General features: G+C 67.1%; 19 protein-coding genes. 11 read left to right on the top strand and 8 right to left on the bottom strand.

Going from position 1 to position 24,941, the window contains the following annotated elements; translation table 11 throughout:
• Positions 1 to 49: 49 nt before the first annotated feature.
• Positions 50 to 1,258 (bottom strand): MFS transporter, encoded by a 1,209-nt coding sequence (locus AC1DDG_RS02410; RefSeq protein ID WP_476874815.1) that lies wholly within the window; start codon positions 1,256 to 1,258, stop codon positions 50 to 52.
• Between the two features lie 184 nt (positions 1,259 to 1,442).
• On the opposite strand from AC1DDG_RS02410, the gene AC1DDG_RS02405 reads away from it, so the two are divergent.
• Positions 1,443 to 1,922, top strand: coding sequence for a (deoxy)nucleoside triphosphate pyrophosphohydrolase (locus tag AC1DDG_RS02405; RefSeq protein ID WP_476875008.1), 480 nt, complete (start codon positions 1,443 to 1,445; stop codon positions 1,920 to 1,922).
• A 52-nt stretch (positions 1,923 to 1,974) separates the two neighbouring features.
• Here AC1DDG_RS02405 and AC1DDG_RS02400 read toward each other — a convergent pair whose 3' ends face one another.
• Positions 1,975 to 3,090, bottom strand: coding sequence for an Rv2578c family radical SAM protein (locus tag AC1DDG_RS02400; RefSeq protein ID WP_476875007.1), 1,116 nt, complete (start codon positions 3,088 to 3,090; stop codon positions 1,975 to 1,977).
• Positions 3,091 to 3,167: 77 nt separating this feature from the next.
• Between AC1DDG_RS02400 and pcp the strand changes: the two genes are divergently transcribed.
• Positions 3,168 to 3,809 (top strand): pyroglutamyl-peptidase I, encoded by a 642-nt coding sequence (pcp, locus tag AC1DDG_RS02395; protein WP_476874814.1) that lies wholly within the window; start codon positions 3,168 to 3,170, stop codon positions 3,807 to 3,809.
• A 13-nt stretch (positions 3,810 to 3,822) separates the two neighbouring features.
• On the opposite strand, the gene AC1DDG_RS02390 is transcribed toward pcp, so the two are convergent.
• Positions 3,823 to 4,467, bottom strand: a complete 645-nt coding sequence (locus AC1DDG_RS02390) for an SIMPL domain-containing protein (RefSeq protein WP_476874813.1) — start codon at positions 4,465 to 4,467, stop codon at positions 3,823 to 3,825.
• Complete coding sequence (locus AC1DDG_RS02385; RefSeq protein WP_476874812.1) at positions 4,464 to 4,913, bottom strand: eCIS core domain-containing protein; 450 nt, start codon at positions 4,911 to 4,913, stop codon at positions 4,464 to 4,466. The genes AC1DDG_RS02390 and AC1DDG_RS02385 overlap by 4 nt, the downstream gene beginning before the upstream one ends.
• Before the next feature lie 253 nt (positions 4,914 to 5,166).
• On the opposite strand from AC1DDG_RS02385, the gene pheS reads away from it, so the two are divergent.
• The 3 genes from pheS to AC1DDG_RS02370 are packed head-to-tail and all read left to right on the top strand — an operon-like array spanning position 5,167 to position 9,459.
• Positions 5,167 to 6,228, top strand: coding sequence for a phenylalanine--tRNA ligase subunit alpha (gene pheS, locus AC1DDG_RS02380; protein WP_230117604.1), 1,062 nt, complete (start codon positions 5,167 to 5,169; stop codon positions 6,226 to 6,228).
• 2 nt (positions 6,229 to 6,230) lie between these two features.
• Positions 6,231 to 8,774 (top strand): phenylalanine--tRNA ligase subunit beta, encoded by a 2,544-nt coding sequence (gene pheT / locus AC1DDG_RS02375; protein ID WP_476874811.1) that lies wholly within the window; start codon positions 6,231 to 6,233, stop codon positions 8,772 to 8,774.
• Between the two features lie 28 nt (positions 8,775 to 8,802).
• A complete protein-coding gene (locus AC1DDG_RS02370; RefSeq protein WP_476874810.1) occupies positions 8,803 to 9,459 on the top strand; it encodes a 4'-phosphopantetheinyl transferase family protein in 657 nt (218 codons plus the stop codon).
• Positions 9,460 to 9,483: 24 nt separating this feature from the next.
• On the opposite strand, the gene AC1DDG_RS02365 is transcribed toward AC1DDG_RS02370, so the two are convergent.
• The 4 genes from AC1DDG_RS02365 to pdxA form a co-directional block, all read right to left on the bottom strand.
• Positions 9,484 to 10,842 (bottom strand): M1 family metallopeptidase, encoded by a 1,359-nt coding sequence (locus AC1DDG_RS02365; RefSeq protein ID WP_476874809.1) that lies wholly within the window; start codon positions 10,840 to 10,842, stop codon positions 9,484 to 9,486.
• 56 nt (positions 10,843 to 10,898) lie between these two features.
• Positions 10,899 to 14,753, bottom strand: a complete 3,855-nt coding sequence (locus AC1DDG_RS02360) for a Pls/PosA family non-ribosomal peptide synthetase (RefSeq protein ID WP_476875006.1) — start codon at positions 14,751 to 14,753, stop codon at positions 10,899 to 10,901.
• Between the two features lie 205 nt (positions 14,754 to 14,958).
• Positions 14,959 to 15,924, bottom strand: coding sequence for a quinone oxidoreductase family protein (locus tag AC1DDG_RS02355; RefSeq protein WP_476874808.1), 966 nt, complete (start codon positions 15,922 to 15,924; stop codon positions 14,959 to 14,961).
• Between the two features lie 131 nt (positions 15,925 to 16,055).
• Positions 16,056 to 18,440, bottom strand: a complete 2,385-nt coding sequence (pdxA, locus tag AC1DDG_RS02350) for a 4-hydroxythreonine-4-phosphate dehydrogenase PdxA (RefSeq protein ID WP_476874807.1) — start codon at positions 18,438 to 18,440, stop codon at positions 16,056 to 16,058.
• Positions 18,441 to 18,662: 222 nt separating this feature from the next.
• Between pdxA and AC1DDG_RS02345 the strand changes: the two genes are divergently transcribed.
• Genes AC1DDG_RS02345 through AC1DDG_RS02320 form a run of 6 tightly spaced genes read left to right on the top strand, consistent with a single transcriptional unit; the run spans position 18,663 to position 24,890 of the window.
• Positions 18,663 to 20,237 (top strand): ABC transporter substrate-binding protein, encoded by a 1,575-nt coding sequence (locus AC1DDG_RS02345; protein ID WP_476874806.1) that lies wholly within the window; start codon positions 18,663 to 18,665, stop codon positions 20,235 to 20,237.
• 3 nt (positions 20,238 to 20,240) lie between these two features.
• Positions 20,241 to 21,176, top strand: a complete 936-nt coding sequence (locus AC1DDG_RS02340) for an ABC transporter permease (protein WP_476874805.1) — start codon at positions 20,241 to 20,243, stop codon at positions 21,174 to 21,176.
• Positions 21,173 to 22,108 (top strand): ABC transporter permease, encoded by a 936-nt coding sequence (locus AC1DDG_RS02335; RefSeq protein ID WP_230117613.1) that lies wholly within the window; start codon positions 21,173 to 21,175, stop codon positions 22,106 to 22,108. Before AC1DDG_RS02340 ends, AC1DDG_RS02335 begins: the two co-directional genes overlap by 4 nt.
• 1 nt (position 22,109) lies before the next feature.
• Positions 22,110 to 23,027, top strand: coding sequence for an ABC transporter ATP-binding protein (locus tag AC1DDG_RS02330; RefSeq protein WP_476874804.1), 918 nt, complete (start codon positions 22,110 to 22,112; stop codon positions 23,025 to 23,027).
• A complete protein-coding gene (locus AC1DDG_RS02325) occupies positions 23,020 to 23,850 on the top strand; it encodes an ATP-binding cassette domain-containing protein (protein WP_476874803.1) in 831 nt (276 codons plus the stop codon). Before AC1DDG_RS02330 ends, AC1DDG_RS02325 begins: the two co-directional genes overlap by 8 nt.
• Before the next feature lie 50 nt (positions 23,851 to 23,900).
• Positions 23,901 to 24,890 carry an aldo/keto reductase gene (locus AC1DDG_RS02320; RefSeq protein WP_476874802.1) on the top strand — a complete coding sequence of 330 codons (990 nt, stop codon included), beginning with the start codon at positions 23,901 to 23,903 and terminating at the stop codon, positions 24,888 to 24,890.
• The last annotated feature ends 51 nt before the right edge of the window (positions 24,891 to 24,941 follow it).

Here is a 24,941-nt window from a genome sequence, read left to right as displayed (position 1 = left end):
AGCCGGGGCCGCTGGCGCTGTGACCTGAGGGTTCGCCGTGACTTGAGGGTTACGGTGCCAGCGGTCTCTTGCGTTCCAGCATGCCGCTGAGGACGGCGACGCCCAGGCCCAGAACCGCCAGTACCGCACCCACCAGGGCGGGGGCCACGTAGCCCCAGCCCCAGGCGATGACCAGTCCACCGAGGAAGGCGCCCAGGGCGTTGGCCACGTTCAGTGCCGCGTGGTTGAGCGAGGAGGCCAGCGACGGCGCATCCGGAGATGCGTCCAGCAAACGCGTCTGCAGCGCCGGAACCAGCATTGAACCGGCCGCCCCGACGACGAAGACCATGACGAACGCGGACCAGGACCAGTGAACGGCGATGGCGTACACCACCAGCGCAACGGCGATGGCGGGCAGGACGCGGTAAATGGTTCCCATTACGGACTTGTCCGCGATCCTGCCGCCCACGATGTTGCCGGCAACCATCCCAAGCCCATAAAGGGCCACCACCAGGGGAAGCCATGCAGATGGGATGCCGGCGACCGACGTCATGGTGTGAGCGATGTAGGTGTACGTTGCGAAGAAGCCGCCGAACCCAACGATTCCAATCATGATCGCAAGCCAGACCTGTGCGCGCTTTAGTGCGCCGAGTTCACGCCGGATGCTCGCGTCGGCGTGCGCCTTCTGGAACGGGACGAACCTCCAGATGAGGGCCAGGGTCACCAGACCGAGCGCGCCGACCAAGACAAAGAGCAGCCGCCAGCCGAAAGTCTGGCCGAGCCACGTGGCGAAGGGTACGCCGATGACATTGGAAACCGTCAGGCCGGCCATGACCATGGAAATGGCCCACCCCCGCTTCGTCGGCGCCACGAGGGAGGCTGCGATGACCGCTGCCACTCCGAAGAAAGCCCCGTGCGGCAGTCCGGCGGCGAACCGCGAAACCAGCATGCTCCCGTAGTCGGGTGCGACGTAAGAGGTCAGATTGGCGATGCTGAAGAACAGCATGAGGCCGAGGGCAAGGTACTTGCGTGGCAGCTTCGCTCCGACGGCGGCCAGCACCGGAGCGCCGATGACAACGCCAAGAGCATAGGCGGAGATCAGGTGGCCCGCCTCGGGGGTGCTGATGTTGAGTCCAAGCTCCACCTCTTTGAGGAGCCCCATCATGGCAAATTCGGTGACGCCGATACCGAAGCCGCCCATGGCCAGGGCCAGGATCGCGAGTCCGAGGTGGGTGCTGGCGGCTTTGGAAGTGCCGGGGGCTTGAACAGTAGAAGTCATGGGCCTGCTTTTCGGAGCGGAAGGGTGGAGACGGCCTCTGGGGCTGATGGACACCAGGGCCAGTTAAATCTGATTTATAGAACGCCGCGGGGCTGAAGGGTATTCCTTGCAGATACACGGGATCGGGTTTCCCGCGCTGGGGGGCCCTACCCATTCTGCCCCATAGACTGGGGCGGTGACTGAACTGATCAACACTGAACTGATCAACACTGAGCTGATCAACGTTGTGGGCGGCGCCGTGCTCGATTCGCTGGCTGAGCCCGCGCGGCTGCTCGTGGCCCGGCGCACGGCACCGCCGCAGTTCGCCGGCATGTGGGAATTCCCCGGCGGCAAGGTGGAGGCGGGCGAGGCCCCTGAAGACGCCCTGCACCGGGAGTTGCGGGAGGAACTCGGGATCGCAGTCATCCTCGGCGCCGAATTGGAAGCACCGGAGAGCTCAGGCTGGCCCCTCAATGAACGCGCGTCGATGCGCGTATGGTTCGCCGAGGTAGCCGACGGCGACCCCCGGCCCCTCGAGGACCACGATGAACTCCGGTGGGTCAGCATTCAGGACCGTGACGAAGCTCTCGACCTTCCCTGGATCCCCGCCGACCTTCCGATTGTCAGGGCACTGCTGACCGCGCTGGGCGCGCCGCTGCCTGCGGGGGCCGCCCCCCGCGCGTAAGAGTCACGCCGGGTAGGAAGGTGCCAAATCAGTCTGCTCTGTCAGAGGGCGTTCAGAAAAGTGTCGGCTGTGGTGCGGCCGCCGCTCCGCTGGGGTGGCCGGCACGCGCCGCGGGCAGGCTGCCCTCCGGGTACGCCGCTTCCTCCCCGCGGGGGTCATCGACGTCGCGGTGGCTGAACCCCTGTGAGCCCGAAAAACCGTGCCGCGCCTTGAAGAAGCGAATTCTGCCGGTGAGCCAGGTCCGGTATTCCTTGGAAGCGTACGAGCCCGTGCCGTAAAGCCTGCGGTACCGTCCGGCAAGTTCCGGGTGCCGGGCGGCGATCCATTGCATGAACCATTCGCGGGTGCCGGGCTTGAGGTAAAGCGCCCCGGCAGTGACTCCGGTGGCTCCGGCAGCGGCCAGCGAGCTGAAAAGTGAGTCCAGCGCTTCGTCGCTGTCCGACAGCCAGGGCAGGATGGGCATGGCCATGACTCCGCAGGGGAGCCCGGCTTCGCGCAGCCTTGAAATGAGCTTGAGCCGCGCCCGCGGACCGGGCGTTCCGGGCTCAACGGCCTCGGAAAGCTGTTCATCCGTCATGGCGAGCGAGATCCCGATCCCCACGGGGACCTGCGTGGCGGCATGTTTCAGCAGGGGGATGTCCCTGGCAAGTAGGGTCCCTTTGGTGAGGATGGACAGGGGTGTGCCCGAGTCCGCCAGCGCGCTGATGATTCCGGGCATCAGCCGGTAACGGCCTTCGGCACGCTGGTAGGGATCGGTATTGGTGCCGAGCGCAACCTGCTGGCGCCCCCAGGACGGCTTGGCCAACTCCTTGCGCAGGACGTCGGCGGCGTTAATTTTCACCACCACCTGGCTGTCGAAGTCGAGCCCGGCATCGAAGTCAAGATAGGTGTGGCTCTTGCGGGCGAAGCAGTAGACGCACGCGTGGCTGCAGCCGCGGTAGGGATTGACGGTCCACTCAAAGGGCATCCGTGAACCGGCAGCCACCTTGTTGAGCACCGATTTGGCGGTGACCTCGTGGAAGGTGACCCCGGCAAATTCAGGGGTGGAGACGGAACGCACAAGCCCGGCCAGGGGCAGCAGCGGCACTGCGGCTGGGGCGGCCGCGGTTACGCTGTTTGCGCCTTGCTCTCCAGGTGCCGGATTAAGTGCTTGTGCGTCCCATCTCATGATCTCCATTCGAAGGTATGTTCTAATCAATGTCAAGGCCCGGCGTCGGTGTTTCGCCCGGCCGCTAGGCTTGCTTCATGATCCTCCTCTCCGGATTTGAACCGTTTGGCGGCCAGTCTTCCAACCCGTCATGGGCAGCAGCCCTCCACGCGCGGGAACTGCTCCGCAGCGAAGGCCTGGCCGTCAGGGCGGTTGAACTGCCCTGCATCTTCGGTGCAGCCGGCGCCGTTCTCCGCGATGCCCTGAACGAACTGGAGCCGGAACTCGTGGTGTGCATCGGTCAGGCGGGAGGCCGTGACCGCGTGTCGCTGGAGCGAGTCGCCATCAACTGCGATGACGCCCCGATTCCCGACAATGCCGGGAACCAGCCGCTGGACAGCGAAGTGGTGCAGGGCGGGCCGGCCGCGTACTTCAGCTCACTGCCGGTGAAGGCAGCCCTCCGTGCCGTGACTCTGGCCGGCATCCCCGCAGAGATCTCGCAGACGGCAGGGACATATGTCTGCAACCACATCTTCTACACCCTGATGCACGAGCTCGCGTCCCGGGCGGATGTGCGGGGCGGGTTCGTCCATGTCCCGTTCGAGCCCGGGCAGCTGCCGGAGGGGAGCGCAGCCCCCTCTCTGCCCGTGACGTTGATGGCCGAGGCGATCGCCGCCGTCGTCCGCACTGCACTGGCGACCACGGCGCACCTCAAACTGTCCGCTGGTACCGTCCACTAGCCGGGACCGTCCACTAGCCGGTTGCGCGGAGTTCCCAGACGACGCCTACGGTCGCGGAGACGCTCGACTGGCCGGCTTCGATCCCCACGGCATCAGCGGATACGGCCCGCTGCATTTTCGCTACCGGAATGGGCACGGCGGCGCCGGGCTGCTGGGTAACCGAGGCCACCGGGCCCAGTTCGGTGCCGGCCAGTGCAGCGAACTGCGTGGCCGTGGCGAGGGCATCCTGCCAGGCGGCCTCCCGAGCCCGTGCCATCACGGCGGCGGGATCGGCAAAACCGAGATCCAGTCCGTTCAGCCTGACATCGTTTCCGCCTGCAGCCACCGCCCCGGCGATGACTTCCGAAGAGCCTGCGACGTCCCGCAGCCGGACGGCGAGGACGCTGGACGCCACATAGCCCGTGACTATCTGGCCCTGACCTTCCTTCCAGACAACATCGGCGCGGACGTTCAGGCCTGAAGTGCTCATGTCCTGTTCACCCACACCGTGTTCCCGCAGCACGGCGGAGATACCGGCGGCAGCCCGCACCGCCGCGGCATAGGCGGCCCCCACGTCCTCCCGGCGGCACTCCACGCCAAGGGAAACGGTCAGCAGGTCCGGCACGGCTTCCGCGGTTCCGGCCCCGGTCACCGAGATGGTCCTCGGAATTTCCGTCATGTCACGCCTCGATTCCGTTCGGGGGAAGCTTTGCCCGTTCCGCGTTTTCCGGTCTCCGCATATCCGCCTGCTTCCAGGCCCGCCAGGCGTTCAAAGACGTTGGCGGACCCCGGGTTGCCTGTCCGCAGCCGGGACCACCCCGCGGCGATGAAGTACAGCGGCAGGAACGGCAGGCCCAGGCAGGCGTATTGGCTGCTGTGCCGTTCCTCGTGTCCCAGCAGCACGGGATTGGCCAGGGCTTCCTCCGCTCCGGCCCGGAAGATGACCACGTTGCCGACCGTGAAGGCCTGCGCGAAGGGAAGACGCCAGCGGTAGCCGGTGGCAATCACCAGACCGCGGGGGCCGCCAACCGTTTCGGTGCCTGCCAGTCTGGCCAGCAGGAGTCCCAGGGTTGTGGAGGCGTTGAGCACGTTGGCAAGCTGGCGCAACCGCTCTGCGGGGGTCATCCTGCCATGGTAGCGGCAGCCATATCCGCTGCACACTGCGTCCACGTGCGCCCTGCCGTTCGGGCACCCGGGCCCCGTCAATTAGACTGGGAACAGTGCCTGCCGGCCAACCTCCGGCGAGCCTGCCCTTGTCTTTGGATGATGTCATTGGATGACTCCATCCAATGACATGCCAGTGACGGACGCGCTGCCGGGGAACCGGCACAGCAGCACCGGCCATTGGCATCACCCGACTCGTAGCTAAGAACAGTAGATGACTGAAACTTTGCCGGGCGCTGCCGCCCCGAACCCTCTGGATGAAGCCGCCATCACCGCCGCCGTCGACCAGGCAATCGCCGCGATTGCCGGTGCCTCCACGCTCGATGAACTCAAGGCTGTCCGTTTGGCCCACACCGGCGAGAAATCGCAGCTGAGCCTGGCCAACCGTGAGATCGGGCGCCTTCCCAAAGACCAGAAGGCTGTCGCCGGCAAGCTCATGGGCTCTTCCCGCGGACGCGTCAACAAGGCGCTCGCCGACCGCACCGTCGAGCTCGAAGCCGAGAACGACGCCCGCATCCTGGTTGAGGAAACCGTGGATGTCACCGCTGCTCCGCGACGCCGCCGTGCCGGGGCGCGCCACCCGCTCTCCACGCTGCAGGACCGCGTGGCAGACATCTTCGTGGGCATGGGCTGGGAAATCGCCGAAGGCCCGGAAGTCGAATCCGAATGGTTCAACTTCGACGCACTGAACTTCAAGCCGGACCACCCGGCCCGCGAAATGCAGGACACCTTCTTCGTGGAACCCCCGGAAGCCCACCTCCTCATGCGCACCCACACCTCCCCGGTGCAGGTCCGCTCCATGCTGGAACGCGAGGTTCCCATCTACGTGCTGTGCCCCGGCAAGGTGTTCCGCACCGACGAACTGGACGCCACGCACACGCCGGTGTTCCACCAGTTCGAAGGCCTGGCCATCGACAAGAAGCTCAGCATGGCGGACCTTCGCGGAACGCTGGAGCACTTCGCCCGGCAGATGTTCGGTGACGAGGCCCAAATCCGGCTGCGCCCCAACTACTTCCCGTTCACCGAGCCGTCCGCCGAGCTGGACATCTGGCACCCGGGCGCCAAGGGCGGTCCGCGCTGGATCGAATGGGGCGGCTGCGGCATGGTCAACCCCCATGTTCTCCGGGCTGCCGGCATCGACCCCGACACCTATTCAGGATTTGCCTTCGGCATGGGCATCGAGCGCACCCTCATGTTCCGCAACGAGGTCGGCGACATGCGCGACATGATCGAAGGCGATGTACGTTTCAGCGAGCACTTCGGGATGGAGATCTAACAGTGCGTATCCCACTTTCCTGGCTGCGTGAATTCGCGCAGGTACCGGCCGGAGCAACGGCCGAAGACGTCATGGCCGAGCTCGTCAAGGTCGGCTTTGAAGAAGAAGCGGTCTACCGTCCCACGGACGGCCTTAAGGGCCCCGTCGTGGTGGGCCAGGTCCTGAGCCTGGTCAAGGAACCGCAGACCAACGGCAAGACCATCAACTGGTGCCAGGTCCGCGTGGTCCCCGAAGGCCAGGAGCAGACCCTCACCGGCAAGGGCATCGATCCCTCCGGCGTCCAGGGCATCATCTGCGGAGCCCACAACTTCGTCGAAGGGGACAAGGTGGTAGTCACCCTCCCCGGTGCCGTGCTGCCCGGCGACTTCCACATCTCCGCACGGAAAACCTACGGCCACCTCTCCGCGGGCATGATCGCCTCCGTACGCGAACTGGGCATCGGCGAAGACCACGACGGCATCCTGGTGCTGTCGAGGATCGGCCTGGACCCGGAAATCGGTACCGACGCCATGGAGCTCCTGGGGCTCTACGACGAAGCCGCCGAGATCAACGTCACCCCTGACCGTGGCTACGCGTTCTCCATCCGCGGCGTGGCCCGCGAATACGCCCACGCCACCGGAACGTCCTTCACGGACCCCGCGTCCAAGGTGACGGCCCCGGCGGAACTGGCCGGCGGCCACGGCGTCAAGCTCAACGACGACGCGCCCATCTACGGCAAGCCCGGCTGTGACCGCTTCGTGGCCCGGACCGTCCGCGGAGTCGACGCCACAAAACCGACACCCCAGTGGATGGTTTCACGGCTGCGCCTTGCCGGCATCCGCTCCATCTCCCTTCCCGTGGACATCTCGAACTACGTCATGCTGGAGCTCGGCCAGCCCACGCACTGCTACGACCTGGACAAGCTGTCCGGCGACATCGTGGTCCGCCGTGCCGTGGCGGGGGAGAAGATCACCACCCTGGATGACAAGGAACGGACGCTCGACGTCGAGGATCTCCTCATCACGGACGGCTCCGGGGCGATCGGCATCGCCGGCGTCATGGGCGGCGCGGCCACTGAGGTGTCCGACTCCACCACCAACGTGCTGGTCGAGGCGGCCCACTTCGACGAGGTTTCCATCGCACGCTCCCGCCGCCGGCACAAGCTGCCGTCCGAAGCGTCAAAGCGATTTGAACGCGGCGTGGACTGGCAGGTAGCGAACATTGCCGCCCAGCGCGTTGTGGACCTTATGGTGGAACTCGCCGGGGGCGTCGCTGACGAGGCGGGCACCGACGTCGGGACGGCACCGGACGCCGTGACCATCGCCCTGCCGGCGGGCTTCGCCGCCGCACGGATCGGCATCGACTTCACCGAAGAGCAGATTGTCACCTCCCTCGAGGATCTCGGCGCCGTGGTGGAAAAGGCCGACGGCGGCTGGACAGTTTCGGCGCCCAGCTGGCGGAACGACCTCGAAACCAAGGAAGACCTGTCCGAGGAAATCGCCCGCCTGGTGGGATACGACCAGATCCCGGCCACCCTTCCGGTCGCTCCTCCCGGCCGCGGGCTGACCCGCGTGCAGCAGCAGCGGCGGCGCCTGATCCAGGCCCTCGCCGACGCCGGGCTCACCGAGGTCCTGGCCTACCCCTTCGTGTCGAAGGCTGCCAACGACACCTTCGGCGTGGCCGAAGCCGGCGCGGTCCGCACGGCCGTCAAGCTGGCCAACCCCATCAGCGAGGAACACAGCTACCTGCGGACCTCGGTCCTGCCCGGGCTCATCGACGTAGCCAAGCGCAACCACTCGCGCGGCTTCCGCGACCTGGCGCTCTTCGAGGCAGGCCTCGTCTTCCTGCCCGGCGACACCGTGGGAACGTCCTCCATCCCGCCGCTGGGCGTCAAGCCCTCCGATGAGGTGCTGGATGCCCTGTACGACGGCGTGCCGGACCAGCCGCTGCACCTCGCCGCGGTCCTGACCGGCCACGACTCACCCGCTGCTGCGGGTCACTCGCCCAGGGCCTGGGACTGGGCTGACGCGCTGGACATCGCCCGCTTGGCTGGCGACATTCTGGGTGTTGAGCTCGTTGTGGGCCAGGGCAATCACCAGGCGTTCCATCCGGGCCGGGCCGGCCAGCTTTCGCTGCGCACCGGCGAGGTTGTGGGCTACGCGGGGGAGCTGCACCCGAAGCTCCTTGCCGCCCACGACATGCCGGCCCGTTCCGCGGCACTTGAGATCAATGCCGACGCCCTGTTCGAGGCGGCTGCCGATGTCATCGTGGCACGCCACATCTCCACCTTCCCCGTGGCCACCCAGGACGTGGCACTTGTTGTGCCGCAGGAAATTCCTGCAGATGACGTCCTGGCCGCGCTGCGGGAAGGAGCGGGCGAACTCCTGGAGGACGTCGCGCTGTTCGACGTGTACGCCGGCAAGGGGATCGAGGAAGGCAAGAAGTCGCTGGCCTTCGGTCTCCGCTTCCGCGCCAATGACCGGACGCTGACCGCCGATGAAGCCTCAGCCGCACGCGAGAGTGCGGTCGCGGTTGCCGCCGCGCGGTTTGGCGCTGTGCAGCGCTAGCCGGGGGACGAGTCGTCTGGGCACCAGTTTGGGAACAACGCGAAAGACCACGCCCTCCGGCGTGGTCTTTCGCGCTTCCCCGGACGGTCCCGCCGACGAATCGCTGCTTGATCCTCCCGAGCTGGAACGCGCAGCCGCCATGCAGCCCGGCCTGCGCCGGGCTTTTGTGTCCGGTCGGCTGGCTCAGCGGGAGTTGGCCGCGCATTTGCTGGGGATCCCCGCCCGCGACCTGACCTGCGACTACAGCTGTCCGAGGTGCGGCAGCGGCCCGGGCCTATCGCACGGCCGGCCGGGATATTCGCGGGCGGGCGTTGGGCTTCCGTTGCTCCTCAGCCTGTCCAGGGCGGCGGGCTGGACGCTGGTGGGTGCCGTCCTGGAGCCGCAGCCCGGAACCAGGCTGGGCATCGACATTGAGGATCCCCGCGGCACCGATTTTTCGGGTTTCGAAGCGGTAGCGCTGACGGAGTCGGAGCGCGCGGCCGTAACGGGGCTGCGGGACACTGAACTGCTTCAGGCCCGCGCCCGGCTCTGGGCGCGGAAAGAGGCGTGGCTCAAGATGACCGGCGAGGGGCTGACCGTGCAGCCAGGAACGGTAGAAGCACTGAGGCATCCGGAGATCTCCGATGTCGACGCCGCGGCGGCCGGCCTGCCGGCCTGGCTCGTGGCCGCTGTCGCACTGGGCTGACCGGGCACCGGGCAGCCTGGCCCGTTAGGCGCCCGGCAACGCCGGAAGTGCCTCCTCGAACAGCCACGGGTGCAGCAGGGACTCCGAGTCCAGGCCCGTCACCCGGTCCGCAGCCAGTATGAACTCGGCTGTGGATACTGAGGCATGGACTCTGCTCCGGGTCCAGTCCTGCAGCAGCGCGAAGAATGCCAGATCACCGCACCGCCGGCGGAGAGCGTGCAGGGCCAGCGCGCCGCGCTTGTACACCCTGTCGTCGAACATCAGTTCGGGACCAGGGTCTCCTACGAGGATGTCCTGGATGCCGGAGTCGAGTTTTCGCCACGCTGCCGCGGCCCTCTCCTGCACGGGCATGATGCCCGCCTCCTCGGACCAGATCCATTCCGCGTAGCAGGCGAAGCCCTCATGCAGCCAGATATCGCTCCAGCTGCTGAGGGTCAGGGAATTGCCGAACCACTGGTGCGAAAGTTCGTGCGCAATGAGCCGCTGCGACTCCCAATCCGCGGCCAGGTGGTTGCGGCCCAGGATCGAAAGCGACTGGGCCTCAAGGGGAATCTCGAGGTCGTCGTCGGTCACCACCACGGTGTACTCCCGGAAGGGATACGGTCCAAAGCAGCCGATGAACGCGCGCATCATGTCCGGCTGGCGGGTCAGTGCGGCCCTCGCGGAACCGGCAAATGAGGCGGGCACGGCGATGTGCTGCGCCACTCCGCCTTCGTCGGGCAGCGTCAACAGTTCATACCGGCCGATCTGCACAGTGGCCAGGTAGGTCGCCATCGGCTCCGCCTGTTCATAGACCCAGGTCTGCCTGCTCGACCGGCTGGTATGTCCCACCAACAGGCCGTTGCACACGGCACGGTAACCGGCGTCGGTGGTGACGGAAATACGGTAGCTTGCCTTATTCCGCGGATGGTCGTTGCACGGAAACCAGGACGGTGCCCCGTTGGGCTGGCCCGCGACGAGCACTCCGTCCGTGAGCTCCTCCCACCCCACTTCGCCCCAGAGGCCCTTGCGCGGCTCCGGATTACCGGTATAGCGGATGTCCAGGGTGAATTCCGCTCCAGGGTCCAGGGGCTGCTCGCAGTGAACCACCAACTGCTCCGCCCGCTGGGTGAATCTCCTGACACGGGACCCGTCCAACTGGATCTTCAAGGCACGGAGGCCGGTCATGTCCAGCACCACTGCTGAGATGCGGCGTGCGGCAACCGCCCGCAGCACCGCCCGGCCGTTGAGCCTGTTGCTGGCCAGTTTGTAGTCCAGCTCCAGTTCATAGCGCAGGACCCCATAAGCATCGGTTCCGTGCCCGGGAACGTAGGGATCGGCGGTGCCGGCCGGACCCGGCACCGGCAGCACAGCAGCGGGGCCGGGGGAATCTGGAGAACTCATCAGGCGTGTGCCTCAATCAGGTTTGTCGGGCGGATCGGTTGGTCTTCTGCGGGCAGTTACTTCAGGCGGGGAGCCGGAACTCCCGGGCCCGTCCAGGGGCTGACCGGGTTGCCCATCCAGTAAGTTGCGGCCGGTACCGTCTCGCCGCGCATTACCAGGGATGCCGGGCCCACGGTCCCACCCTTGCCGATCCGCGCCTGCGGCAGGATGACGCCGTGCGGTCCCATGGTGGCCCCGTCTTCGAGCGTAACAGTGTCGATGCTCATGATGCGGTCGTGGAAGAGGTGCGTCTGGACCACACAGCCGCGGTTAACTGTTGAGCTGTCACCCAGGGTGACGAGGTCAGCTTCAGGCAGCCAATAGCTCTCGCACCAGGCGCCGCGGCCGATTTTTGCGCCCAGGCCGCGGAGCCACCACACCAGTGCAGGTGTTCCCGTGGCTGCCCGGGCGAACCACGGCGCGGTGACCATCTCGATGAAGGTGTCCACCACCTCGTTGCGCCAAATGAACGAGCTCCATAAGGGATGTTCGCCCGGTTTGATTCTTCCGACCAGGAGCCATTTGGCAGCCACGGCGCTGCCTGCGGCTATCCCACCGGCAGCCAAAAGCACCAGCCCGCCGAGCGCGGCGGCCGCCGCGTAACCCCAGAGGGCCGCGAGCCAATCGAACGTCACCATGACCCCCAGGGCCAGGGCGACGGTCAGCATCACGGGCACGAAGCGGCACAGCTCCCACAGCGTCCGGGCCACCTTCAGCCTTGCGGGCGGCTGGAACGTCCGGGTGCTGTCCGACGCCACCGCTGTCCGCCGAAGCCTGACCGGAGGGCTGCCGAGCCAGGACGTACCGGACTTCGCCTTGTTGGGCGTTGCCGACAGGACTGCCACCAGGGAGTTCTTCGGCACGTTGCGCCCGGCCGCCGTCATTCCCGAGTTGCCAAGGAAGGAGCGTTTGCCGATTTTGGCAGGGGCGATCCGGATCCAGCCACCGCCCAGCTCATAGGAGGCCACCATGGTGTCGTCCGCAAGGAAGGCGCCCTCGCCCACGGTCGTCATTTTGGGCAGCAGGAGGACAGTGGAAGCCTCAACGTTCTTGCCGACCTTGGCGCCCAGCAGTCTCAGCCAGACAGGCGTGAAGAGGCTCGCATAGATCGGGAAGAGGAGGTCACGGGCCATGTCCAGGACCCGCTCCGTGGCCCAGACCTGCCAGCCGATGCGGCTGCGAACGCGGTAGTAGCCTTCCGCAAGGCCCGTGCCCAGCAGCCTCGTGGCTGCCAGGATCAGGAGCAGGTTCGTCAGGAACCAGGTGAGGGCAGCCAGCGGTAGCGCGGCCAGAAGCTGGGGCCAGGCACCGATCAGGGTGTTGCTTCCCCTGATGAACAGGAACACCACCAGCGCTGCGCATGCAGCTGAAGCGTACGGAATCATGGCCAGGAGTGCCGAGGCCGCGGCGAAGGCGGCAAACCACAGCCTGCCGATCAGGGAGCTGGCAGGCTGTGCAGCGGGCCAGCCCTGTTTGGCCTTGCCGCGGCGCTCAGCGGGCGATCCCGCCACGACCTGGCCCGCTTTGACCTTTCCCAGAACGGCCGAGCCCGGTTCCACCTGGCCTCCGGCACCGATACTGGTCCCGGGCATGAGGGTGCTGCGGGCACCGACGGAAGCCTCTGCTCCCACGTGGACCCGGCCGATGTGCACGACGTCACCGTCGATCCACCACCCGGACAAGTCCACCTCGGGCTCGATGTTGCTGCCGTTGCCCAGTGAGAGGAAGCCGGTCACCGGGGGCAGGGAGTGCAGGTGGACGTTGGTCCCTATCTTCGCCCCCAGCGCCCGTGCGTAATAGGGCACCCACGGAGCGCTGGCCAGGCTGATGGCGCTGGAGAGATCCTGGATCTGCTCGGCCAGCCAAAGCCGCAGGTGAACCCGTCCGGAGCGCGGATAGGTTCCGGGTGTCACGTTCCGCAGCAGGAGACGCGCAGCGGCAACCGCGATGGCCATCCGCCCCGCAGGACTGACAAAGACCAGCCACGACGCCGCAACCCACCACCAGGAAAGGACCGGGGCGGCCGAGAAGCCGGCGAAGGCCGACAGCAGGTTGTTCGCGGCCATCAGGTATGTCAGCCAGCGCATGCCCACGAGAATGTGCAGCGGGATGCCCATGAGGGTCTGGAACACCTGTGACTTGAGGGCGGTGGGCCGCACCGGCCGCTCCGGGGCGGGCCCGGCGGCCATGCCGTCCGGCAGCGACTGGCGTGCGGTGTCAATCAGGGCGCCGACGCGCGGGGTGGCATAGATGTCCGCCACAGTGATAGTGGGGTAGCGGACACGGAGCGCCGAGACGAGCTGGGCTGCGGCCAACGATCCGCCGCCGTGGGCGAAGAAGTCCGCGTCAAGGCTCGCCACCCTGCTTCCCAGGACTGCCGCCCATTGCTCCACAATCCACTGTGCGTCGTCCGGGAGGTTCAGCGGGGCGGCAGCGTCGTCCGCGCCGCCGGCCCCCGGCAAGGGCCACGGAAGCGCATGCCGGTCCACCTTCCCGCTGGTTTTGGTCGGGAGGCTGCCGACGACGGTCAGCAGCGGGATCAGCGGCGCGGGGAGAACCGCAAGCAGCAGCTCCCGGGCCGCCGCGAGGTCAAGGACGGCATCTCCGGAGGGGGCGAGATAACCCACCAGGACTTGGTTGCCAGCCGCCGTCGTGCGTACCGCGGCAGCGGCGCCCGCCACGTCCGGAAGCGACTGGAGCGCAGCATCGATCTCGCCGAGCTCGATCCTGCGGCCGCCGAGCTTGACCTGCTCATCGGCCCGTCCGATAAAGATCAGGCCCGCACGTTCGTAGCGGACCAGGTCGCCTGAGCGGTAGGCGCGGTCCCACCCCAGTGCCGGCATGGGTGCGTATTTTTCCGCGTCCTTCAGAGGATCGAGGTAGCGGGCCAGGCCCACGCCCCCGATGATGAGTTCACCGATTTCCCCTTCGGCGACGGGAACGTCGTCGGAAGCGACCACGGCGAGGTCCCAGCCGTCGAGAGGCAACCCGATCCTGACCGGACCGGTGCCGCCAAGGGGAGCAGCGCAGGCAACCACCGTCGCTTCGGTCGGCCCGTAGGTGTTCCACACCTCGCGGCCTTCCACTGCCAGGCGTTCAGCCAGTTCAGGCGGGCACGCCTCCCCGCCGAAGATCAGCAGCCGGACATTCTCGAGTGCCTCCACAGGCCACAACGCCGCGAGCGTGGGAACGGTGGAGACAACAGTGATGCCGTGGCTGATCAGCCACGGCCCGAGGTCCATGCCCGTGCGGACAAGTGCCCGGGGAGCCGGCACCAGGCAGGCTCCGTGGCGCCAGGCCAGCCACATCTCTTCGCACGAGGCGTCGAAGGCCACCGACAGCCCCGCGAGGACACGGTCCTGCGGCCCCACAGGCTCATCGCGCAGGAATATCCTCGACTCCGCGTCGACGAAGGCCGCCGACGACCGGTGGCGGACGGCCACGCCCTTCGGCGTCCCCGTGGAACCTGACGTGAAGATGACCCAGGCGTCGTCGTCGGGAGTTGCTGTCCGGGGCTGGGGAAAAGGCCGGGGACGTTTCTGGTCGGTGACAATATCGCCGTTGGCCCGCACGATCCCGGCCACCCGGGCCTCGCCAAAGACCAGTTTGGCGCGCTCGTCCGGATCATCGGCGTCGACCGGAACGTAGGCCGCCCCGATGAGCATGACCGCAAGGATGGAAATGTAGAGCTCGTTCGTGCCGGACGGGATCCGGACGCCGATCCTGTCACCTGCGCCCAGGCCGGCCGAATGTAGCCGGCGGGCGGTTGCCCGGACGGATGTCATCAGCTGCGCGTAACTGAGTGACTGCCGGCCATCATCCAGGGCTGACGCGTCCGGGAACGTTGCCGCGGTGTCCTGCAGGATGTCCATCAGGGTCCGCTCCGGCGGCGCAGCGTGGGCACCGGGAAGCTGGGCTGCGTGCACCGTGGCAGGCGCAGCACCGCCCGCAGGGATGCCTAGGGTGCGGGTGGTCTGCGGAGGCTGCTCATTCACAGGTGGATTCTCTCCCGGCAAAGTGAACGGAAGGTGTCGCGGTTTACCGGGCGTTCACTTGCCAGTGGATCCGGGTGGCCGTTTAGGGAACAAGAAGTACTTTGCCTGTGGTGCGCCTGCCTTCGAGGTCCTCATGGGCCCGCCGGGCCTCGGCCAGGGGATAAGTGGCGCCGATCCGCACGCTAAGGCTGCCATCGGCCACGGCGCCAAAAATTTCGGTGGAGCGCCAGAGGCGTTCCTGCGGGTTGCCCAGGAAGTGGGCGAGCGAGGGCCGCGTGAGCGTCAGCGAGCCACCCGCGTTGAGCCGCTGCGGATCCACCGGCGGGACCGCACCTGAGGCTGCGCCGAACAAAACGAGCGAGCCGCGGGTGCGCAGGCTGGACAGTGAGCCGTCGAACGTGTCTTTCCCCACGCCGTCGTACACCACGTTCACCCCGTCGCCGTTGGTCAGCTCACGGACAGTGGCCGCGAACCCGTCATAGCGGAGCACCTCGTCGGCGCCGGCTTCCCGAGCCAGGACTTCCTTCTCATCGGTGGAGACCGTGGTGATGACGCGGGCGCCGCGGGCCTTCAGGAGCTGGATCAGGAGCAGGCCGACGCCGCCGGCGCCCGCGTGCACCAGCACGCTGTGGCCCGGTTCAACCCGGAACGATGAATTGATCAGGTAGTGGGCGGTCATGCCCTGCAGGGGGAGTGCCGCAGCCGTGAGGTCGTCCACACCGTCGGGCACGGGAAGGGCCTTGGCCGCGTCAAGCACCGTGTATCCCGCATAGCACTTTGAGCCCTCGGCCGTGGCTACCCGGCTGCCCACCGCGAAGTCCTCGACTCCCTCGCCGACTTCCTCGACCGTGCCGGCAGCCTCCGAGCCCGGAGTGAAGGGAAAGGGCACCTTGTACATGCCGCCGCGCTGGTAGGTGTCAATGAAGTTGACGCCGGCAGCCGCCACCTTGATAAGCAGCTGGCCCGGACCGGGAACGGGGCGGTCGATCTCCGCGAAGTCCAGGACCTCGGGTCCGCCCGGCTGCTGGGCGACGATGGCGTGCGTCATGGAAGCTCTCCTTCCCGGGCCGGGACTTCCGGCGGCCGGATCCTCAGTCCATCCTAGGGACGTCAGGCGCCGCAGGCGAAGTCGGGCTTCATCCGGGGGTCCGGGCCGCGCCAACCTGGCGCTGGGGGCGGTCAGCGTTGCTGTGCCGGACTCGGCGACATTTCGGCGGCCTGGCGCAGTGCCTCGATCATGCTGCCCACCTCAACGATGCCCTTGCCGGCGATGTCGAAGGCGGTCCCGTGGTCCACCGAGGTGCGGATGACGGGCAGCCCGACCGTGATGTTGACGCCGGCCTCGATGCCGAGGACCTTGACGGGACCGTGGCCCTGATCGTGGTACATCGCGACGATGAGGTCGTAGTCGCCGCGGCCGGCGAGGAAGAAGGCGGTGTCGGCCGGCAGGGGGCCGCGGGCGTCGATGCCGTCGGCCTGGAGCTTTTCGATGGCGGGGGTGATCTTCTCCGCTTCTTCGCCGTAGCCGAACAGCCCGTTCTCGCCGGCGTGCGGGTTGATGGCGCAGACGCCGATCTTCGGGTTGGCGATGCCGGCGCGCTGCATGGCACCGTGGCCCCGGCGCACCGTCCGTTCCACCAGCCCGGGCTCAATCCTGTTGATGGCGTCGAGGAGACCGATGTGTGTGGTGACGTGGATGACCTTCACCTTCGGGGTGGAAAGCATCATCGACACTTCCTCGATGCCCATGAAGTGCGCCAACAGTTCCGTGTGCCCGGGGTAGATGTGCCCGGCCTTGTGCAGGGCGGCCTTGTTCAGCGGCGCGGTGCAGATGCCCTGCACCTGGCCGCTCATGCCCAGCTCGCAGGCGATCCTGATGTAGTGGTAGGCGGCGTTGCCCGCCTCGGCGGACTCCTGGCCCCAGGGCAGGTCCCTGGACAGTAGCTTGGGGTCGATCACGTTGATGCGGCCGGCCTCAAAGACGGCTTCGCCCACGCTCGCGATCTCCACAATGTCGGCCTTGACGCCAAGCGCCTTGGCACCGAGCTGCAAACGGTAGGTGTCTCCGATGACCACCGGCCGGCAGTCGCGGTAGGCGTTCTCAGCAATGAGCGCGCCCACTGTCACTTCGGGGCCGACGCCGGCGCCGTCCCCCATGGTCACGGCGATGAACGGCCGGGTGTCCTGCTCAGTAATGTTCGCTACTGCGGATGTCATGTCTGCTCCAGATTGGTGGGAGGGATTGTGGGGGTGTTCTCCGGCCGGACCTGCGGGAAGGGACGCGGCGCGGAGGTCTTTCATGGACTGGTACAGCTCGACGAGCGCCTGGTCGTCCCCGAAGCTGCCCGGTTTGGTGCCGACGAGCCTCCCGTCATCGGACAGGCTGACCACGGCCCCGTGCTGCGCGGACGCCAGCGGCGTCAACTGGCGGATGCCAAGGTCATCGAGCACCTCGCGGGCGGTTTCGCCGCCGGTGAGGATGAGGTCGGCGGTGCCGGCGGCATCTGCCGCCAGGCGACCTAGGCTGCGGACGATCGCGCCGGATTCCTGCGGATTCACGACGTCGGCGCTGACAGTCAGGGCGGTCGGCGTGCCGGCAGCCAGGAGCTGCTTGGCCGAAAGGAGCCGCTGCGCCCAGGCTTCAGGATCCCGGAGTTCGGCGGGAGCTATCCGCAGTGCGCTGAACCCGGCGCTTTCCAGCCGCAGCAGCTGCGCAGCCGCCGCCGCGGAGGCGGAGCCGACGGCGGCAAGCACTTTTAGGGTGGAACGCGCCGTTGCCTGATCTTGTCGTCGGGAAAGCTGGATCTGCGTGTTCCGCGCAGATTCGTTGCCCAGTTTCGTGCCCAGTTTCGCACCCAGTTTCGCGGCCAGGAGGGCGGCGATGCCGCCTGTTCCGGCCAGCACGATCCGGCGGCCGGCGGCGGTGAACTCCAGGTCCAGCAGGGCGTCCGTGACGGCTTCCAGATCCGCCTCGGTCTCGCCGTCGGCAATCACCGTGGCCGGGCCCCCGGCTGGCAGGGCTTCAGCTATGAAGGCCGCCAGGCCGCCGGACCTCACAATGTCGAGGCCGGCCATGGTGAGGGAGGAGCCCTCAGGCCGGTTCAATACCTGTTCTACTGACGATGGCGGCGCGGCGTCCTCCGCCTTCCAGAGAGGCGTGAGGTCGAGGCGGATGTCGTCGGCAAACGGCTGGCCGCCCACCACGGTCCGGCGCAGCTGGGGGAGTGCACCCGCCACCACGACGTGGTAGCCCAGGCCCGTCAGTGCGGCCAGTTCCGGGCCCACGTTGCCGCGCCACAGCGAATCCATCTTCTTGAACAGGGCCTGTGCACCGGCTGCCGCGGCGCCGTCAAAGACTCCGGAAACGGCCGCTTCGGCTGCTTCCGGAGAAAGGGCCCGGGTATGCGTGTCAACCACGAGGACGTCCGGAGCGTCATTGTCGGCAACGCCTGAGTCCGCGGTGCCGGCCAGGAGGAGGCGCGTTCGAAGGCCCTGGGTGGCAAAGCACTGTCCCACCTCGGCTGCGCCGGAAAAGTCATCCGCCTGAATAAGGACTGCGGTCACGTCGTCCTCCTTTCTTCTGTAGATCCGCTCTTGTGAAGATCCACCGACTGCGAACCGGCCGGGATGGGTTCCAGGCCGCGTCGTCGGTAGCACCATCATGGCACGATTGCGCGAAATGCGCCATAGTGCTTGCGCATTTCGCGCATGAGTGGCAGAGTGATCCATGTAACACGGCGCAGGCCAACCGGCCGCCAGCCGTCCCGTTCAACCGGGAGGTCAACGATGACCGTTCTTCCTCAAGGAAGTGAGATCTCACGGCGCCGCCTCCTGCAGTTCGGCGCAGCCGCCGGATTTCTCCTGGGCACAGGCTCCATCGCCGGGTGTGCCGGCCCCACGGGCCTGCCGGGTCCCAGCACCCTGACCCTGGCGCTCAACAGGTCCCTTGTCAGCCTGGACAACAAACTTAACCAGTTCGATGCCGCCGTCACCGTCCAGCGGGCTGTCCGGCAGGGACTCACGGCCATCGGGCCGGAAACCAAGCCGGTCCTCGTTCTCGCGGAGAGCTTCAAGATGACCAAGCCCACGCAGTGGACCGTCAGGCTCCGCGAGGGGGTCCGCTACTCCGACGGCACGCCGGTGGTCATCGAGGACATCGCCACGGCCCTGAAGATGTACCAGCAGGTGCAGGGATCCTTCGTCGCCGGGTTCTTCCCGGAGTTTCCCACCGTGGTGCCCGTTGACGAGCGGACCTTCCTGATGGAGTCCAAGAACCCCATCCCCATCCTGGATTCGCTCATGAGCATGATCCTGATCAGCCCGGCTGCGAAGAACAAGCCCGAAGAGCTCCAGGAGGGCGTTGGTTCCGGCCCCTACATGGTCACCAAGTTCAACCGCGGCGCCGGCACCTACAGCCTCAAGCGCAATGAGAACTACTGGGGCCCGGCGCCCAAGGTGGACAACGTCGAGGTCCGGTTCCTCCCTGAGGAATCCAGCCGCGTGATCGCCCTGCGCAGCGGTGAGGTGGACGTCATCGACTCCATCACGCCGGACTCGCGCGAACAGCTGGCCGGGCTTCCCGGCGTCGTCCTTGCCGAAGCGTCGAGCCTTCGGCTGAACCAGATCTTCTACAACTTCCGCAAGCCCGCCGGCCACCCGCTGGCCGACGTCCGGGTCCGCGAGGCCCTCAGCTGGGCCGTCGACGGCGAGGCTCTGGTCAAGGACGTGCTGGTCGATTCGGTCAGCGCGGCCGAAGGCGTGGTGCCGTCGAGCCTCACCGGCTACTCGAAGACCGGCGCCTACGCCTACGATCCGGAGAAGGCCAAGGCAACGCTGAAGAGCCTGGGCGCCACCGACCTGAACCTGAAGATCATCTGGGAAACCGGCGAGTTCGCGTCAGATACCTCCGTGATGGAGGCCCTTGTGGAAATGTTCGGCGCCGTGGGCGTGAAAACGCAGCTCCAGCAGTTCGAGCCCGGCGGCAACATCCTGGCCTGGCGCCAGGGCAAGCAGGGCGACTGGGACCTGCTGGGCAACGGCTTCAGCAGCCCCACCGGCCTGGCCATCACCATGATGCAGGGCATGTACGCCGGCACTGCCGAGAAGGAAAAGACCCGCGACACCTACCAGGGCTACGTGGTCCCGGAGGTGCAGGCCAAGATCCAGGCGGCGTCGTCCGAAGTGGATCCGGTGCGCCGGCAGCAGCTGCTCGCCACGGCGCAGAAGGCCATCTGGGATACCTGGCCGTGCGCCTGGGCGTTCGTGCCCAAGTCCGTGCTGGCACACCAGAAGCGCGTGGACGGCCTTTCACTGGCGCCCACCAACTCCTACCCACTTGTTGACGTCCGGCTGGAGGCCTGAGTCATGACGAACTACATCCTCAAACGGCTGGGCCAAGGCCTGCTGACCGTGTTCCTCACGGTCTCCACCGTCTTCATCCTGATCCGTCTGGCCCCCGGCGACCCTGCGGTCTCCTACGCCGGACCGCTGGCCACCACCGAGCAGCTGGCCAAGGTCCGCGAGCAGTTCGGACTGGACCGCCCCGTGCTGGAGCAGTACTGGATCTTCCTGCAGCAGCTGTTCACCGGCAACCTCGGCACCTCGTACTCCTTCCAGGCCCCGGCCCTCCAGGTGGTGGCCGAGCGGATGCCCTACACGCTGACGCTCGCGACGGCGTCGATCCTCCTCACCGCCGTGGTGGCCATTCCGCTGGGCGTGTGGATGTCCCGGCGGCCGGACACCAAAAGCGAGTTCGGCGTGAACGTCCTGACCATCGCAGGGCAGTCCATGCCCGACTTCTGGACCGGCATCATGCTCCTCACCGGATTCGCCGTCCTCATTCCGATCTTCCCGGCCTCCGGGTTCGCCACCTGGGGCGGGCTGATCCTGCCCACCGTCACCATCGCCATCCTGCAGATCGCCCTGATCTCCCGGATGGTACGGCGGGAAATGACCACCAACTTCGCGGCCCCCTACCTCACCGTGGCCCGGTCCCGGGGAATCCGGAACTCGATCCTCACCTGGCGCTACGCCATGGGCAACTCAGCTATTCCGGTCTTCACCGCACTCGGTACCCGCTTCGCCGCCATGCTCAACGGCGTGGTGGTGGTGGAAGTGGTGTTCGCCTGGCCAGGCGTCGGTTCCTTGATCGTCCGTGCCCTCGAAACCCGCGACTACCCCCTGATCCAGGCAACAGTCCTCCTCACTGCCCTGCTGGCCGTAGGCGTCCAGCTGGTCATCGACCTCGCCTACCCGCTTCTTGATCCCCGCGTTCGTCTTGGAAAGGCGGCAGCAGCATGAGCCTCGACACCGCAGCACCGACCGCCGGCCTGCCTGACGGCACCCCGGAGCGCAAACCGTCCCCCAGCGCCGTCACCAAGGCGCTGATCGCGAAGGCCGGCGCCACCCGCCGTCGTAATTCCGCCAAATGGAAGATGCGGATCGGCGCCCTCTGCACGCTCCTGGTCATCATCCCCATCCTGCTGGCCCAGGTCCTGCCCCTGCCGGATGCCAACCACCAGGACCTCTCGGCCCGCCGGCTCCCGCCCCTGATGGACGGGCACCTGTTCGGCACCGACCAACTGGGGCGCGACCTGCTCTCCCGCGTCCTGCACGGCGGCCAGGTGTCACTGACCATCGGCGTCCTGGCCGTGGTGGTGTCCGGCGCGATCGGCATCATCCTTGGCGCGGCCGCCGGCTACTTCGGCGGCTGGGTGGACACCGTGGTGTCCCGCGTCCTCGAAGCCCAGATGTCCCTTCCGCTGCTGATGATGCTGCTGCTCGTGGTGGCCCTCTTCGGGCCGTCAATTCCTGTCATCACTGGCGTCATCGCCATCGCCCAATGGCCCGAAGTGGCCCGCCTAACCCGGTCCATGGTCCTCGTGGAACGCGAAAAACCGTACGTTTCGGCAGCCCGGATCCTGGGCCTGCACAGGATCCAGATCCTGATCCAGCACATCATCCCAAACGTCATCAAGCAGGCAACCCTTGTGGTGCTCCTGCTCTTGGCCCAGGCCGTGCTGCTCGAGAGCGCGCTCAGCTTCCTCGGCGCCGGCCCGCAGCGGCCGTTCGCCACCTGGGGCCGCATCATCTCCGACGGCCAGGACTACATCACCACCTCGTGGTGGATGGTCACCCTGCCGGGCCTGGTGATTGTGCTCATGGTGGTAGGCGTGAACCTGCTGGGTGACGGCCTCCGCGACCGTCCCCGCCGCAAGAAGAAGGGTGCCTGACATGAACGCACACACAGACGCAGGCCACACTGACTCCGGCCACAAGGAGCAGGCCCTGCTGGAGGTCCGTGACTTCCAGGTGGAGCTGATCACCGACGCCGGCATCATCCGTGCCGTGGACTCCGTGAGCTTCAGCATCCACCGGGGCGAGACCGTCACCATCATCGGTGAGTCCGGCTCCGGGAAATCGACGACGGCGATGGGCATCCTGCGGCTGCTGCCGGAGGACCTCGCTGTGCTCTCCGGATCGGTCAAGATCGACGGAGTGGACGTGATCGCAGAGCCCAAGGCCATCGAGAAGGTCCGCGGCAGGACGCTCGCGCTGATTCCCCAGGACCCCATGACCGCCCTGAGCCCGGTGCACTCGATCGGCAGCCAGCTCTCCGAAGCCATCAGGATCGCCGGTGCCGCCTCCACGGACAAGGGCGCCGTCCAGGCCCGGGCCATCCGCCTTCTGGAACAGGTCCACATCCCGACGCCGGAAAAGCAGCTCAAGAAGTACCCCCACCAACTCTCCGGCGGCATGCTCCAGCGCGTGCTGATCGCCATCGCCCTGGCCAGCGAACCGCAGCTCCTCGTGGCCGACGAGCCCACCTCCGCCTTGGACGTTACCGTGCAGGGCGGCATCCTGGACCTCCTGCTGGAGCTCCAGGAACAGCGCGGCATCGGCATCCTGATGATCACGCACGACCTCGGCGTGGCCCGGCTCATCTCGGACCGGATCCATGTGATGAAGGACGGTTCCTTCGTGGAATCCGGAGATGTCCAGCAGATCGTGGATCATCCCGCCACGGAGTACACCCGCGGCCTGCTGGCCGCCGTGCCGGTCCTGGGTCCCTGGGACGAAACCCCAGGGCTTCCTGCCACCACCACAACGCCCGACGCCGCCCTGACCAACACTGGAGCCCGCCATGAGTAAGCCGTTCCTCTCCGTCGAAAACCTCGTGGTGGACTACCACGTGCCGGGCGGAACCTTTCGGGCGGTGGACGACGTCTCCTTCTCGGTGGAGAAGGGCAAGACGATCGCCGTCGTCGGTGAATCAGGCTGCGGCAAGTCGACCATCGCGAAGGCACTGATGCGGCTGGTGACGCCGGCCAGCGGCCGGATCGAGCTGGACGGAACGGACCTCGCCGCGCTCAGCGAGGCGAAGCTGCGCCCGCTCCGCTCCAGATTCCAGATGGTGTTCCAGGATCCCTACGGCTCCCTGGACCCGCACCTCACCGCGCAGGAAATCGTGGCCGAGCCGCTGAAGCTGCAGGGCGTCCGGTCCAAGGCCGAGCGGAACAAGGCCGCGGCGAAGCTCATCGACCAGGTGGGCCTGCCGGCAAATTCCCTGGACAAGCACCCGGCGGAATTCTCGGGCGGCCAGCGGCAGCGGATCGGCATCGCCCGCGCGCTGGCGTCCAAGCCCGAACTGCTGGTCTGTGACGAGGCTACCAGCGCGCTCGACGTCTCCGTCCAGGCCCAGGTACTCCGGCTGCTGAAGTCCATCCAGGACGAAACCGGCATCACCTACGTCTTCATCTCGCACAACCTTGGCGTGGTGCAGGAGATCAGCGATAGCGTCATGGTGATGCAGCGCGGCAAGCTCGTGGAAGCGGGAACCACGGCCTCGGTGCTCACCTCGCCGAAGGAGGACTACACCCGCCGGCTCCGCCGCGCGGCACTGGACCCGTCCACCATGCGCGGGCTCAAGCCGCGCCACCTTGTCTCGTCGCTGGCGCTGAAAACCAGCGCCTGAACTGAACTGAACCCGACCAAACCGATACTGCAACCATGAGGAACCAACACATGAGCAAGCAGCCAGCAGGCACCCCGGTGGACGGCCTGAAGCTACCCATCTCCCGGCTCGTCCTGGGCACCATGACCTTTGGTGATACCGCCGACGAGGCCACCGCAGGCCGCATGGTGGACGAGGCCCTCGACGCCGGCATCACCACGATCGACACCGCCAACGCCTATGTGGGCGGGGCCACCGAGGAAATGCTGGCCCGGCTCCTTAAGGACCGCCGGGAGAACATCATCCTCGCCTCCAAGGCGGGCATGCCCCACCCGGACCATGGCCAGCACTCGCCGCTGTCACCCGAGGGGCTGCGCAACAGCGTCGAGGGCAGCCTCCGGCGCCTCGGCGCGGACAGCATTGACCTGTTCTACCTGCACCAGCCGGACCGTGCCACGCCGTTGCACGACACACTGCGCACTGTGGCCGAGCTCGCCGCCGAAGGCAAGATCGGCGCCCTGGGCGTCTCCAACTTCGCGGCCTGGCAGATCGCCGACGTCATCCATGTGGCCCGAGAGGTCGGCGCACCGCGGCCGGTGGTGGCGCAGCAGCTCTACAACCTCGTCGCCCGCCGTGTGGAGGAGGAATACCTCGAATTCGCCGCCACGCACGACGTCCACACCATGGTCTACAACCCCCTGGGCGGCGGCCTGCTCACCGGAAAGCACAGCTTCGAGTCCAAGCCCTCCGAGGGCCGTTTCGGCGACTCCAAGCTCGCTGCCATGTACACGCAGCGCTACTGGGACAAGCAGCTGTTCGAAGCTGTCAACGCGCTGGCAGGCATTGCGGAGAACGCCGGAGTCACGCTGGCGGAACTCTCGCTGCGCTGGCTCGCGTACCGGGACGGAGTGGGCTCCATGCTGCTCGGTGGATCCAAGGTGGAACAGCTCCGCGCCAATATCGCGGCCGTGGCCAAGGGCCCGCTGCCAGCCGACGTGTCCGATGCCTGCGACGCCGTGGGCGCCGGGCTCCGCGGCCCCATGCCCGCCTACAACCGCTGACCGGGCCCGTATATATCCGGCCCGTAAACATCCGGCACCGCTCCACACACA

This window comes from Arthrobacter sp. 10L430, assembly GCF_056395245.1.
Note: the sequence above shows the minus strand (reverse complement) of the source record. Positions and strands in the feature narration are given on the sequence as shown.

Bases quoted from the DNA above. Each gene is read 5' to 3' on its own strand.
- AC1DDG_RS02410 (WP_476874815.1), bottom strand. From the start codon at position 1,258: ATGACTTCTACTGTTCAAGCCCCCGGCACTTCCAAAGCCGCCAGCACC.
- AC1DDG_RS02400 (WP_476875007.1), bottom strand. From the start codon at position 3,090: ATGAGATGGGACGCACAAGCACTTAATCCGGCACCTGGAGAGCAAGGC.
- pcp (WP_476874814.1), top strand. From the start codon at position 3,168: ATGATCCTCCTCTCCGGATTTGAACCGTTTGGCGGCCAGTCTTCCAAC.
- AC1DDG_RS02390 (WP_476874813.1), bottom strand. From the start codon at position 4,467: ATGACGGAAATTCCGAGGACCATCTCGGTGACCGGGGCCGGAACCGCG.
- AC1DDG_RS02385 (WP_476874812.1), bottom strand. From the start codon at position 4,913: ATGACCCCCGCAGAGCGGTTGCGCCAGCTTGCCAACGTGCTCAACGCC.
- pheS (WP_230117604.1), top strand. From the start codon at position 5,167: ATGACTGAAACTTTGCCGGGCGCTGCCGCCCCGAACCCTCTGGATGAA.
- AC1DDG_RS02365 (WP_476874809.1), bottom strand. From the start codon at position 10,842: ATGAGTTCTCCAGATTCCCCCGGCCCCGCTGCTGTGCTGCCGGTGCCG.
- AC1DDG_RS02360 (WP_476875006.1), bottom strand. From the start codon at position 14,753: ATGGACATCCTGCAGGACACCGCGGCAACGTTCCCGGACGCGTCAGCC.
- AC1DDG_RS02355 (WP_476874808.1), bottom strand. From the start codon at position 15,924: ATGACGCACGCCATCGTCGCCCAGCAGCCGGGCGGACCCGAGGTCCTG.
- AC1DDG_RS02345 (WP_476874806.1), top strand. From the start codon at position 18,663: ATGACCGTTCTTCCTCAAGGAAGTGAGATCTCACGGCGCCGCCTCCTG.
- AC1DDG_RS02340 (WP_476874805.1), top strand. From the start codon at position 20,241: ATGACGAACTACATCCTCAAACGGCTGGGCCAAGGCCTGCTGACCGTG.
- AC1DDG_RS02335 (WP_230117613.1), top strand. From the start codon at position 21,173: ATGAGCCTCGACACCGCAGCACCGACCGCCGGCCTGCCTGACGGCACC.
- AC1DDG_RS02330 (WP_476874804.1), top strand. From the start codon at position 22,110: ATGAACGCACACACAGACGCAGGCCACACTGACTCCGGCCACAAGGAG.
- AC1DDG_RS02325 (WP_476874803.1), top strand. From the start codon at position 23,020: ATGAGTAAGCCGTTCCTCTCCGTCGAAAACCTCGTGGTGGACTACCAC.
- AC1DDG_RS02320 (WP_476874802.1), top strand. From the start codon at position 23,901: ATGAGCAAGCAGCCAGCAGGCACCCCGGTGGACGGCCTGAAGCTACCC.